Origin of the sequence: Mycobacterium sp. AT1 (assembly GCF_002043095.1) — a bacterium.
Classification (GTDB): domain Bacteria; phylum Actinomycetota; class Actinomycetes; order Mycobacteriales; family Mycobacteriaceae; genus Mycobacterium.
This window is the reverse complement of record NZ_MVOC01000051.1, coordinates 18001-30910: the sequence shown is the minus strand read 5'-3', so window position 1 is coordinate 30910 and position 12910 is coordinate 18001. Positions and strand designations below refer to the sequence as shown.

At 69.1% G+C, this 12910-nt stretch carries 11 protein-coding genes; 4 read left to right on the top strand and 7 right to left on the bottom strand.

The genetic code is table 11. The annotated features are described in order from the left end of the window. Window positions 1–79 precede the first annotated feature (79 nt). From B1790_RS23335 to B1790_RS23320, 4 genes are all read left to right on the top strand, one after another. Window positions 80–1414, top strand: coding sequence for a bifunctional o-acetylhomoserine/o-acetylserine sulfhydrylase (locus B1790_RS23335; protein ID WP_079925666.1), 1335 nt, complete (start codon window positions 80–82; stop codon window positions 1412–1414). A gap of 27 nt (window positions 1415–1441) precedes the next feature. After that, window positions 1442–2572, top strand: a complete 1131-nt coding sequence (locus tag B1790_RS23330) for a homoserine O-acetyltransferase (RefSeq protein ID WP_079925665.1) — start codon at window positions 1442–1444, stop codon at window positions 2570–2572. After that, window positions 2569–3303 (top strand): class I SAM-dependent methyltransferase, encoded by a 735-nt coding sequence (locus B1790_RS23325; protein ID WP_079925664.1) that lies wholly within the window; start codon window positions 2569–2571, stop codon window positions 3301–3303. The genes B1790_RS23330 and B1790_RS23325 overlap by 4 nt, the downstream gene beginning before the upstream one ends. Before the next feature lie 79 nt (window positions 3304–3382). Next, entirely contained in the window at window positions 3383–4243 is an 861-nt protein-coding gene (locus B1790_RS23320) for an endonuclease domain-containing protein (protein WP_079925663.1), read from the top strand. Between the two features lie 38 nt (window positions 4244–4281). On the opposite strand, the gene B1790_RS23315 is transcribed toward B1790_RS23320, so the two are convergent. The 7 genes from B1790_RS23315 to B1790_RS23285 are packed head-to-tail and all read right to left on the bottom strand — an operon-like array spanning window position 4282 to window position 12874. Further along, entirely contained in the window at window positions 4282–5790 is a 1509-nt protein-coding gene (locus B1790_RS23315; protein ID WP_079925662.1) for an FAD-dependent monooxygenase, read from the bottom strand. Beyond that, window positions 5787–6431 (bottom strand): TetR family transcriptional regulator, encoded by a 645-nt coding sequence (locus B1790_RS23310; RefSeq protein WP_079925661.1) that lies wholly within the window; start codon window positions 6429–6431, stop codon window positions 5787–5789. The genes B1790_RS23315 and B1790_RS23310 overlap by 4 nt, the downstream gene beginning before the upstream one ends. 55 nt (window positions 6432–6486) lie before the next feature. Further along, window positions 6487–7668 (bottom strand): imidazolonepropionase, encoded by a 1182-nt coding sequence (hutI, locus tag B1790_RS23305; protein ID WP_079925660.1) that lies wholly within the window; start codon window positions 7666–7668, stop codon window positions 6487–6489. Beyond that, window positions 7665–9020: a formimidoylglutamate deiminase gene (locus B1790_RS23300; protein WP_198952100.1), complete on the bottom strand. Its 1356-nt coding sequence runs from the start codon at window positions 9018–9020 to the stop codon at window positions 7665–7667. Before B1790_RS23300 ends, hutI begins: the two co-directional genes overlap by 4 nt. Next, on the bottom strand, window positions 9017–10240 hold the full coding sequence (locus tag B1790_RS23295; RefSeq protein ID WP_079925658.1) for an allantoate amidohydrolase: 1224 nt from the start codon (window positions 10238–10240) through the stop codon (window positions 9017–9019). Before B1790_RS23295 ends, B1790_RS23300 begins: the two co-directional genes overlap by 4 nt. Beyond that, window positions 10237–11922, bottom strand: coding sequence for a urocanate hydratase (gene hutU / locus B1790_RS23290; protein WP_079925657.1), 1686 nt, complete (start codon window positions 11920–11922; stop codon window positions 10237–10239). Before hutU ends, B1790_RS23295 begins: the two co-directional genes overlap by 4 nt. A gap of 28 nt (window positions 11923–11950) precedes the next feature. Further along, on the bottom strand, window positions 11951–12874 hold the full coding sequence (locus B1790_RS23285; protein ID WP_079925656.1) for an ABC transporter substrate-binding protein: 924 nt from the start codon (window positions 12872–12874) through the stop codon (window positions 11951–11953). Window positions 12875–12910: the final 36 nt, after the last annotated feature.

Genomic DNA, 12910 nt, shown 5'->3' with positions numbered 1-12910 from the left:
TGTTGTTGACGCTGAACCATTTCCACGCTTGATTCGTGCCGACTACGGCACCCCATTCTCATTTCAGGAGACATCCTCAATGACTGACATCATCGATCCGACCGCTTCGTGGGCGTTCGAGACCAAACAGGTCCACGCCGGCCAGAGCCCCGACGTCGCCACCGGCGCGCGGGCGTTGCCGATCTACCAGACCACCTCGTACGCGTTCAGAGACACCGACCATGCCGCGGCACTGTTCGGCCTCGCCGAGCCGGGCAACATCTACACCCGCATCATGAACCCCACCCAGGACGTCGTCGAGCAGCGCATCGCGGCCCTCGAAGGCGGCGTGGCGGCCTTGTTCCTGTCCTCCGGTCAGGCGGCCGAGACGTTCGCGATCCTCAACCTCGCCGGCGCCGGTGACCACATCGTCTCCAGCCCGCGGCTGTACGGCGGCACGTACAACCTCTTCCACTACACGCTGCCCAAGCTGGGCATCGAGACCACCTTCGTCGACGATCCCGACGACTTGGATTCGTGGCGGGCGGCCGTGCGGCCCAACACCAAGGCGTTCTTCGGCGAGACGATCTCCAACCCCCAGATCGACATCCTCAACATCCCGGGGGTCTCCTCGGTCGCCCACGAAAACGGCGTCCCGCTGATCGTGGACAACACCATTGCCACGCCGTATCTCATCCAGCCGATCGCCCACGGCGCCGACATCGTGGTGCACTCTGCGACCAAGTACCTCGGCGGGCACGGCACGGCGATCGCCGGTGTGATCGTCGACTCGGGCAACTTCGACTGGACCCAAGGCCGCCACCCCGGCTTCACCACCCCGGACCCCAGTTACCACGGTGTGGTGTTCTCCGAGCTCGGGCCGCCCGCCTATGCGCTCAAGGCCAGGGTGCAGTTGCTGCGCGACCTCGGCTCGGCGGGGGCACCGTTCAACGCCTTCCTCGTCGCCCAGGGTCTCGAGACGCTGAGCCTGCGCATCGAACGGCATGTCGCGAACGCGCAGAAGGTTGCCGAATTCCTCAGCGCCCATGACGGAGTGGTGTCGGTCAACTACGCGGGCCTCCCCTCGTCGCCGTGGTATGACATCGGAAAGAAGTTGGCGCCCAAGGGAACCGGAGCCGTACTCGCCTTCGAGCTGGCCGGCGGAATCGAGGCAGGCAAGGCGTTCGTCAACGCCCTGACGCTGCACAGCCACGTCGCCAACATCGGTGACGTGCGGTCGCTGGTGATCCACCCCGCCTCGACGACGCACGCGCAGCTCTCCCCCACCGAACAGCTCGCCACCGGCGTCACGCCGGGGCTGGTGCGGCTGGCCGTCGGGATCGAGGGAATCGACGACATCATCGCCGACCTCGAGCAGGGCTTCGCCGCCGCCACCGCGGTGTCGGGTGCCGCCCAGGCCACGGTCTCGGTGTGAGTTGAGAATCGTCGTGAGAGAAGAAGAGTGACGATCATCGAAGCCCCGGACACTCCCCTGCTGACGCTGCCCGCCGAAGGGGAGATCGGCATCGTCGACGTCGGCCCGCTGACGCTGGAGTCGGGGGTGGTTCTCGACGACGTCCGGATCGCGGTGCAACGCTGGGGCGAGCTGTCAGACGATCGCGACAACGCCGTCGTCGTGCTGCACGCGCTGACCGGCGATTCCCACGTCACCGGCCCCGCCGGTTCCGACCATCCCACCCCCGGCTGGTGGGACGGCGTCGCAGGACCTGGCGCACCGATCGACACCGAGCGGTGGTGCGCGATCGCCACCAACGTGTTGGGTGGGTGCCGAGGTTCAACCGGGCCCAGTTCGCTTGCGCCAGATGGGAAGCCGTGGGGCTCGCGGTTCCCCACGATCACGGTGCGCGACCAGGTCAACGCCGATCTCGCCGCCCTCTCGGCACTGGGCATCAGCCAGGTCGCCGCGGTCGTCGGCGGCTCCATGGGTGGTGCCCGAGCACTGGAGTGGATCGTCGGCCACCCCGAAACCGTCAGGGCGGCACTGGTTCTGGCAGTGGGAGCACGCGCGACCGCCGACCAGATCGGAACGCAGAGCACCCAGGTGTCGGCCATCAAGGCCGACCCCAACTGGCAGAACGGCGACTATCACGGCACCGGCCGCTCACCCCAGGTGGGCATGGAGATAGCCAGGCGCTTCGCGCATCTGACCTATCGCGGCGAGGCCGAGCTCGACGAGCGGTTCGGCAACGACGCCCAGGGCAACGAGGATCCGGTCACCGGCGGGCGCTACGCGGTGCAGAGCTACCTCGAGCACCAGGGCGGCAAGCTGGCCCGTCGCTTCGACGCGGGCACCTACGTCGCGCTCTCCGACGCACTGAGCACGCACGACGTCGGCCGCGGAAGGGGCGGCGTTGCGGCGGCGCTGGGCAGGGTCACGGTGCCGGTGATCGTCGGAGGGATCACCTCCGACCGGTTGTACCCGCTTCGGTTGCAACGGGAACTGGCCGATCTACTCCCGACGTGTCAGGCCCTGAACGTCGTGGAGTCGGACTTCGGCCACGACGGATTCCTCGTCGAAACCGAGGCAGTCTACGAAATGATCAGGCAGACATTGGAGTTCGCGTCCACGTGACCACTGACGAAGCGCGGCAGCGCTCACTGTCATTCGGCGAGGAGGCCGCGGCCTACGAACGGGGCCGGCCGTCGTACCCGCCGGAGGCCATCAATTGGCTTTTGCAAAGCGGGGCGCGCAACGTTCTCGACCTCGGAGCAGGAACCGGAAAGCTGACCATTCGACTGGTCGAACGTGGACTCGACGTCATCGCCGTCGACCCCATCCCCGAGATGCTCGAGGTCCTCAGCCGTTCCTTGCCCGACACCCCGGCGTTGCTCGGCAGTGCCGAGGAGATTCCACTGCCCGACGACAGCGTCGACTCGGTGCTCGTCGCCCAAGCGTGGCATTGGTTCGACCCAGAGCGGGCCATCAAGGAGGTCGCGCGCGTGCTGCGGCCAGGCGGTCGACTCGGGCTGGTGTGGAACACGCGCGACGAACGGCTGGGCTGGGTCAAGGATCTCGGCCGCATCGTGGGCCACGAGGAAGATCCGTTCAGCCGCGAGGTAACGCTTCCCGCGCCGTTCGTCGGGCTGGAGCGCCAGCAGTTCGAGTGGACGAATTACCTGACGCCGCAGGCGCTGATCGACCTGGTGGCGTCGCGCAGCTACTGCATCACCTCACCGGCCGACGTGCGCTCCAAGACCCTCGCGGACGTGCGGACGCTGCTGGCCACCCACCCCGCTCTGGTCAACGCGTCCGGCCTGGCGCTGCCGTACATCACGGTGGGGGTGCGGGCCACGCTGGCCTGACGGGCCGCTGACTGCCCGCATGTTTGCGGCGGGGGAATTGGTGCGCAACGGGCGCGCCACGATGCCCGACGATTGGTGAGTGTCCGACCGACTCGTCGTGGCGACGGAAGCCTTGGCCAGCGGCAGCCTCACCCGGCGCGACCTGAGGCGCAGCTACACCAAGCTCCATCGCAACGTGTACGTCCCACGCGGCGTCGAGCTGACTGCCGTCGACCGGGGCCGCGCCGCCTGGCTGTGGTCGGGTCGACACGCCACCCTGGTCGGACATTCGGCGGCGGCGCTGCTCGGCAGTCGGTGGGTGCCTGAGGACGCACCCGTGGAGATCGTCCACTCCCGTCGACCTCCGCCCAACGGAATCACCGTTCGCAGCTACGAGCTTCGCGAGGACGAGGTACGTCGGGTCGGCGAGATCGCCTGTACCACGGTGGCCCGCACGGCCTACGACCTCGGCAGACGACTTCCGTTGGAGAGTGCGGTGATTCGGGTCGACGCGCTGCTCAACGCGACGGCGGTAACGGCGCAGGCGGTCGAGCTCGTCGCACGGATGCATCCGGGTGCGCGTGGCGTCCGGCGGTTGCAGCGCGTCATGGACCTGGTCGACGCGGGTTCGGAGTCACCACAGGAGACCCGCCTGCGGTTGCTGCTCGTTCGGTCGGACCTCCCCCGACCGGCAACTCAGATACCGATACTCGACGATCGGGGCCGTGTCGTGCGGCGGGTCGACATGGGCTGGGCCGAATGGAAGGTCGGCGTCGAGTACGACGGCGAGCAGCACTGGACCGGCCCCGACGACTACGCGAACGACATCGATCGGCTGGAGTTCCTGGCCGCCCGAGGCTGGTGCATCGTGCGCGTCAGCGCCAGGCAGCTGCGCTACGAGCGGGCCCGAGTCGTGGCCCGGGTGCGGACGGCCCTGCGGGAACGCGGCTTCACGGGCTGACGGGCCGCCGACTGCCCGCATGTTTGCGGCGGCGGGGGTCAGGCGGGGCCGAACCACCGGGCGAGCGCCGCGGGAAGCCCCGGCCCGTCCGGTGAGTCCGTCGCCCACGCCACGTAGCCGTCGGGGCGCACCAACAGCGCCGCCACCGACGTGTCGGCACTGCCGCCCGTCACCAGGTCGACGCGGTCGGCCCACGGGTCGGCGCTCGCCGCGAACCCACCACCGGACAGGTCAAGCAGCACCGGCCGCGCACGGTGCAGGAGCTCCGCGAGCCGCGTGCCGCCGACGAGGCTCAGCTCCGGCGCGAGGTAGCCCGACAGCGGGTGGGAGTCACCGACGGGATAGCGGACGTCGGAGCCCGCCAGCAGGTGCGCCATGTGCTCCCTGACCGCGGGCAGTTCCATCAGCTCGCCGAAAAGCTCTCGCAGCGCGTCGATCTCGGGTCCCGGTGCCATCAGCGCCGTCTGCGACAGCGACTGCATCATCACCCGCTCCCCCACCGGACGACGCTCGGAGTCGTAGGTGTCCAGCAGTCCGTCGGGCGCCGAGCCCTTGACCTCGGCCGCCAGCTTCCAGCCCAGGTTGACGGCGTCCTGCAGACCCAGGTTCAGCCCCGGCCCGCCCATCGCCGAGTGGACGTGCGCGGCGTCGCCGAGTAGCAGCACGTTACCCTCGCGATAGGTGGACGCCTGGCGGGAGTTCTGACCGTCGATGCGTCGCAACGCATGTGGCCCCGGCCCGGTCGGCGCCTCGATCGGAACGTCGACGCCGATCACCCGCCGGGCGCTTTCCCGCAACTCGTCGAGGGTCATCGGCACGTCCGCCAGACCGTCGGTGCGCCCGAATTCGATGGTGCCCAGCAGAAGCCGGCCCGGCTGGAACTGCGCGGCGATCAGGCCGCCGTTGCCAAGTCTGTTGTGGCCGAACGGTAATCGGCCATACCCGGGGATCACGTACGTTCCGTCCTCGGCGCGCAGGTCGTCGGGCAGCCTCACGTGCGCCATCCGCGACACCGTGTCCGAGGTGCTGCCGGGAAAGTCGATCCCGAGGGTCTTGCGGATCAGGCTCCGGCCCCCGTCTGCAGCGACGAGGTAGGTGGTGTCGAGATCGTAGGGGCCGTCGGATGATTCGACGGCTACGGTCGCCCCGGACGCGGTGGGCGAGACACCCGCCACGCCGCGACCCCACCGGACGTCGACGCCGAGATCGACGGCCCGAGCCACCAGCAGTTCCACCAGCCGAGGCTGCTGCAGCATCAGGGCGTGCATCGGGTTGTCGGCGACCTCGGCCAAGCTCATCGGCATCGCGGAGAACATCCATCCCGGCACCGGCCGTGGCGAGCCGTCCTCCCCGCCGAACTCCTGATACAGGCCACGCATGTCCAGCTGGCGGATCACCTGTCCGACAAGGCCGTTGGCCTTCGGCTCGTCAGTCGGCGCGGGCAACCGGTCGAGCACGACGGGTCGCACGCCGGCCAGCGCCAGCTCACAGGCCAGCATGAGCCCGTTCGGACCCGCTCCCGCGATGACGACGTCGGTCTCGGTCATCGTTCTCCTCCGCGACGCGTTGGTTCCGGCAGCCCGGCCGCGACGGCTGCCATGCACTCTCGAAGGTGCGTGGTGATGGCCACCGGCGGATCCGATGCGACGTAGGCGTCCATGGCCACGTCGCCCACCGCGCGCACCACCGCCACCACCAGTCGCGGATACGTGTCCCGCGCGGGGTCGGTGCCGGTGCGCTCGGCCACCGCGTCAACCCATTCGTCGTACAGCTCCTTGGACACGGCATTGCGAATGTCCGGACTCATCAGCAGCTTTCGCACCTCGGCGAGTTCGGCTCTGGTCGGAAGTCCGTTCTCCGCCCCCATGGCGTCCGCGAAGTCCTCTTCAAGCGGCTCTAGGAGCGCTTCGGTGATCGCCGTCCACAACGGCTCGTCGGCCGGCCGTTCCCGCAGCGCCGCGATGCTTCGGCGCATGCGCTCTGCCTGGCGGTAGGCCAGCGCCTCGTACTTCCCGGTGAAGTAGTTGTTGAAGGTCCGTAGCGAGACTCCCGCGAGGCTGGCGATCGCCTCCCTGGTGACGGAGTCAAAGCCCCGCTCGAAGGCCAACGTCAGCGCGGCATCGCTCAGCGCCCGTCGGGTGTCGGCCTTCTTGCGCTCTCGCAAGCCGCTTGGGATTGGTTCTGACATGTCCGCCACCGTACGGCAAATATTGCACGGTGGGCAAGATTGCCCGGCGGGCAATTCATGGCCGCGGCAGAATCACTCCGTTGGTGATCACGTCACGTACCAGCGGGACACCGGGCCGATAGGCCAGGTGGACGTACGACGGGGCGTCCAGCACGACGAAGTCCGCCCGCCGACCGACCGCGAGAACCCCGACGTCGTCGCGGCGCAACGCCGCCGCCCCGCCCGCGGTCGCCGACCACAGCGCCTGCGCAGGGGTGAAGTACATGTCGCGCACCGCGACGGCGATGCAGAAGGACATGCTGGAGGTGAACGACGATCCCGGGTTGCAGTCGGTGGCCAACGCAACCGTGGCGCCCGCGTCGATGAACCGTCGTGCGTCGGGCCACGTTGCGCGAGTGGAGAACTCCGCGCCGGGAAGCAACGTCGCCACCGTGGTGTCGGCCGCCGCGGCAAGCGCATCGACGTCGGCGTCGGAGGCGTAGGTGCAATGGTCCACCGAGGCGGCCCCCAACTCGACGGCCAGTTGGATGCCCGCACCGAGTTCGAGCTGGCCCGCGTGCAGACGGGGCACCAGACCCGCGGCCATCCCCGCCCGCAGGATCGTCCGTGCCTCGTCCACGTCGAAGGCGCCCCTGTCGCAGAACACGTCGACCCACCGGGCCAGCGGCGCGCAGGCCTCCATCATCGGACCGGCGACCAGGTCGACGTAGCCGTCGCGGTCGTCGCGGTACTCCTGCGGCACGACGTGCGCTCCGAGGAACGTCGTCTCGTCGGTGAACGCGCGCGCCAGCCGCAACGCCCGAGCTTCGTCGGCGACGGTCAGGCCGTAACCACTCTTGGTCTCGAACGTCGTCACCCCACCGCGGCGCAGTTCGCCGGTCAGCCGCTCGAGGCCGCGGTCGAGGGTCGGGTCGTCGGCCGCCCTGGTCGCCGCGACCGTGGTGGCGATGCCGCCCGCCGCGTAGGGCTGCCCGCTCATCCGCGCCGCGAACTCCGCCGACCGCTCCCCCGCGAACACCAGATGCGCATGGCTGTCCACGAATCCGGGAATCACGCTCGCGTAACCGAGGTCGACGCGGGAGTCGGCGTCCGGGGCGTGTCCCCGTTGCCCGACCCACGCGATGCGGTCACCGTCGACGACCACCGCGCCGTCGCCGATGATCCCGAGGGCGCTTCCGTCGCCCTGGCTCGGGTCGTTGGTGACGAGTTCGCCGATTCCGGTATACAGCGTGCTCATCGAACGGATCCTTCCATCAGCGCCGAAATGGTCTCGGACAGTGCGGCACCCACGTCGTCGACGCCAAAGTGCCGCCGGTCGGCGACGACGACGCGACCGTCGACGACGACGTCGGTGACGTCGGCGGCGCTAGCCGCGAACACCACGTTCTCGACGGTGGCGCCACCACCTGCCGTGCGCACCGACCCCAGGTCCACCGCGACCAGGTCGGCACGCGCACCGACCTGCAGGACACCCGCATCAGTCCACCCGAGGGCGTGCTGGCCGTCGAGAGTGGCTGCCCCGAGCAATCTCTCGGCCGCGACGATCCCGCGCTCGCGGCGGGCCAGGCGCTCGTCGAGTTCGGTGGCACGGGCCTCCTCGAACAGGTCGACCATCGCGTGGGAGTCCGACCCTAGGCTGAACAGCCCGCGGCCAGCCAGCAGCGCGGCGGCCGGGCCGATGCCGTCGCCGAGGTCACGCTCGGTGGTCGGACAGAAGCAGACCCCGGTCGCCGTGCGGTCGAGGTCGGCGAGGTCCTCGTCGGTCAGGTGCGTGGCGTGGACCGCGGTGGTCCTCGGGCCGAGAACGCCTGCGTCGCGCAGCAGTGCCGTCGGGGTGGCGCCGTGCACGGCGAGACACTGGTCGACCTCGGCGGTCTGTTCCGACGAATGCACGTGCAGTGGCGCGTCGTGCGCGGCGGCCCACTCGACGACGGCGGGCATGTGCGCCAGCGGCACGCCGCGCACCGAATGCAGTGCGGCGCCGACGATTACCTGATCATCGGCGGACACCTGGCGGTGAAGTACCTCGACGCGGTCGGCCCAGCGGTCGCCGCTGCCGTCCCCGAAGCGCTGCTGCGGGCCCTCAGCCAACGGTGCGCCGTCGACCCCCGAGCTCAGGTAGCACGTGTCGAGCAGGGTCAGCCGAACACCGGCGTCCGCGGCACCGGCGATCAGGGCCCTGCCCATCTCGTTGGGGTCGGCGTAGGGCACCCCGCCGACGTCGTGGTGCAGGTAGTGAAATTCGCCGACCGACGTGATGCCCGCCAGCGCCATTTCGGCGTACACCGCGCGGGACAGCCGCCGATAGCCGTCGGGATCGAGCCGACCCGCCGCGCGGTACATCAGATCGCGCCACGTCCAGAAGGAACCACGATCCCGCTGCGTCCGCGAGCGCAACGCGCGATGGAAGGCGTGCGAGTGCGCGTTCGCCAGACCGGGCACGACGAGACCAGGGAGCCGCCGGGCCGAGGCAGGCGCGTCGACGCCGACCTCGATCGAGGCGATACTGCCGTCGGACACCGAGATCGACACCCGCTCGGCGACCGTGGCCCCGCCCAGCCAGGCGTGTTCACACCACCAGGTGCTCACCCCACCCACTCCGTCATGACGTCGGCCAGCGCCTCCGCACCGACGTGGCAGTCCGCGGTCTCGGCGTGCTCCTCCGGGGAGTGCGACACCCCGGTCGGGTTGCGCACGAACAGCATTGCCGTCGGCACCTTGGCCGACAGGATCCCGGCGTCGTGGCCCGCCTGGGTGGGCAGCACCGGCACGTCACCGAGACGGGCCAGCGCGCGCTGCAACCGGGCGCGTGGACCTTCGGGAAATTCGACGATGGGCGTTACCGATTCGACGGTCACGTGGAGGTCGACGTCGTCGGAGGACGCGAATCCCCCGGCTTCCCTGCTGATCTGGTCGACCAGCGCCGTCAACGTCGCCTCGTCGGCGGCGCGGGCGTCCAGCCACGCCCGGATCCGGGACGGAATCGCGTTGGCCCCGTTGGGCGACACCAGCACCTTGCCGAACGTGGCGACCGCCTCGTGCTTGGCCGCCGCCGACCTGGCGGCGTGCACCGAGGACGCGAAGGCCAGCATGGGGTCGCGTCGATCGGCGAGCCGGGTGGTGCCCGCGTGGTTGGCCGCTCCGTCGAAGACGAACTCCCAGCGCCCATGTGGCCAGATCGACGACGCCACGGCGATCGGACGGTCGACGAGGTCCAGCGCCCGGCCCTGCTCGACGTGGAGTTCGACGTAGACGCCGATGCGCTCGAGCATGGCCTCGTCGACGCCGAGGTGCTCGGGCTTGCGCCCCGCCCGCGTCATCGCCTCGGCGAGGGTGACCCCGTCGTTGTCACGCAACCCACGGGCCCGGTCGGCACCGAGGGCTCCCGTGACGAGTTGCGATCCGACGCAGGCGACACCGAACCTGGCGCCCTCCTCGTCGGAGAACGCCGCGACCGCAACGGGAATCGTCGGTACCACGCCGCGCTCACGCACGACGTCGACCGCGGCGAACGCGGAGACGACCCCGAGCGGCCCGTCGAAGGCTCCGCCATCGGGCACCGAGTCCAGGTGCGACCCGGTGACGAAGGCGCCCGTCGGTTCACCGGTCCATCCCGGCGGCAGCCACCACGCCCACAGGTTGCCGTTGCGGTCCTCCTCGTAGGACATCCCCCGCGCCTCTGCGCAGCCGCGAAACCACTCCCGGAGTGTCAGGTCGGCATCCGACCAGGCAAATCGGCGATAGCCCCTGGTGTTGGTGTCCTGGCCGACGTCGAGGATGGAACCCCACATCGAGTCGAACGAGGTCATTCGCTCTCCTGCATCGGAATTCGCACTCCTCGAGTGGCGGCCACCTCGGCGGCGTACTCGTATCCCGCGTCGGTGTGCCGGATGACGCCCATGCCGGGGTCGTTGGTCAGCACGCGTTCGAGCTTCTGTGCGGCGAGCTCGGTTCCGTCGGCCACCGACACCTGCCCGGCGTGGATGGAGCGGCCCATGCCGACTCCGCCACCGTGGTGAATCGACACCCACGTCGCGCCGGACGCCGTGTTGAGCAATGCGTTGAGCAGCGGCCAGTCCGCGATCGCGTCGGACCCGTCGAGCATCGCCTCGGTTTCGCGGTAGGGCGAGGCCACCGATCCCGAGTCGAGGTGATCGCGGCCGATGACGATGGGGGCGGACACCTCTCCGGAGGCGACCATCTCGTTGAACTTCAGTCCGGCGCGGTGTCGTTCGCCGTAGCCGAGCCAACAGATGCGAGCGGGCAACCCCTCGAACTCGACGCGCTCACCCGCCATGGTGATCCACCGCCGCAGATGCTCGTTGTCCGGGAAGAGCTCCAGAATGGCCCTGTCGGTGGCGGCGATGTCCTTCGGGTCGCCGGACAGGGCGGCCCACCGGAACGGACCGAGACCCTCTTCGAACTGGGGTCGAATGTAGGCGGGCACGAAGCCGGGGAAGTCAAAGGCGCGGTCGTAACCGGCCTTTCGCGCTTCGTCGCGGATCGAGTTGCCGTAGTCGAACACCTCGGCGCCCTTGTCCAGGAAGCCGACCATGGCGGCGACCTGCTTGGCCATTGACTCCTGCGCCTGTTCGGTGAAGTAGGCCGGATCCTTCTCGGCCATCTTCTTCATGTCCTCGAGGTCGATCCCGATCGGCAGGTAGGACAGCGGGTCGTGCGCCGAGGTCTGGTCGGTGACGATGTCGATCGGCGCGTCGCGTTCGAGCAGGGCGGGAAACACCTCGGCGGCGTTGCCGACCACACCGATCGACAACGGCCGCTTGGCATCTCGCGCTTCGATCGCCTTGGCCACGGCGTCGTCGAGGTCCGTGGCCTTGACGTCGAGGTACCGCTTGGCGATGCGCCGGTCGATGCGCGTCTCGTCGACGTCGACGCAGATGGCGACGCCCTCGTTCATCGTGACCGCGAGCGGCTGCGCACCGCCCATGCCGCCGACGCCCCCGGTCAGGGTGATGGTGCCAGCCAGGGTGCCGCCGAACTTCTTCTTGGCGATCGCCCCGAACGTCTCGTAGGTGCCTTGGAGGATGCCCTGAGTGCCGATGTAGATCCACGATCCGGCCGTCATCTGGCCGTACATCGTCAGCCCCAGCGCCTCCAGCTTGCGGAACTGCTCCCAATTGGCCCAGTCACCAACCAGATTGGAGTTGGCGATCAGAACCCGGGGCGCCCAGACGTTGGTGCGGAACACCCCGACCGGCTTGCCGGACTGGACCAGCATGGTCTCGTCGTCCTCGAGACTGCGAAGGGTTCGGACCAACGCGTCGAAGGCCGGCCAGCTGCGGGCCGCCCGCCCGGTGCCGCCGTAGACGACGAGGTCGTCTGGGTGCTCGGCGACCTCGGGATCGAGGTTGTTCATCAACATGCGCAGGACGGCTTCCTGTTGCCAGCCCTTGCAGGAGATGTCGGTTCCGCGCGGGGCGCGGACGGGACGGGGACCGGCCACGGAGGCGGACCCAGAGGTGGTGCTCATGTCAGATGACGTCCTTTGTCGTAATTGCCTAGGAACCGTTGATGCCTGCGCCCGCGAGCCACTTCTTCGCGATGTCGGCGAGGTTGGCTCCCGTGGCGGCCTCGGCATTCATCGAGATGAGGTCGTCGGTGGTGAGCTTCGCCGACACGGCGTTCAGCGTCTTGGTGATGGTCTCGTTTTCCTTGGCGGCCTTGATCACCGGGACGACGTTCTCCGCGGCGAACAGCGACTTGTCGTCCTCAAGGGCGACGAGGTCGTTGGTCTTCAGACCGGGGTCGGTGCTGAACAGGTCGCCAGCTTGGATCTGACCGTTGGTCAGTGCCGTCATGGTCAGGGTGCCGCCCGCGTCGAGGGTGACGAAGTCCTTGAAGTTGAGGCCGTACACGTCGCGCAGGCCGACGACGCCCTGCTGGCGGGTCTTCCACTCCGGCGGACCGCCAAGGACGAGTTCGCCCGCGTGCGGGGCCAGGTCCGACACCGTCTTCAGCTGGTACTTGTCGGCGGTCGCCTTGGTGACGGCCACGACGTCCTTGTCCTCGGCGGGCGAGGCCGTCAGCAGCGACAGTCCCTGGGGCATCTTGCCGGTGAGCTCGGAGGTCACCGCGTCCGTGGTCGCCGCGGTCGACTTCGGGTCCAGGTAGCTCAGCAGCGCACCGGAGTACTCGGGCACCAGGTCGATCGAGCCGTCCTTGAGCGCCGCGATGTAGACCTCGCGGCTGCCAATGTTGAACTGCTCCTTGACCTTGACGCCCTTGGCCTGCAGCGCCTGGGAGTAGATGCTGGCGATGAGCTGGCTCTCGGTGAAGTCCGCGGAGCCGATGATCACCTCGGACCCGGCGGACCCCTTGTCGTTTCCGTCGCCGGACAGGGGATCCGATCCCCCGCCGCCACACGCGCTGAGGGCGAGTACGGACGTGAGGGCGAACGCCGAGAGGATGGCGCGTCTCTTCATGGTGATTCTCCTTGGTAGGCGGTGCCGGGGTGGCAC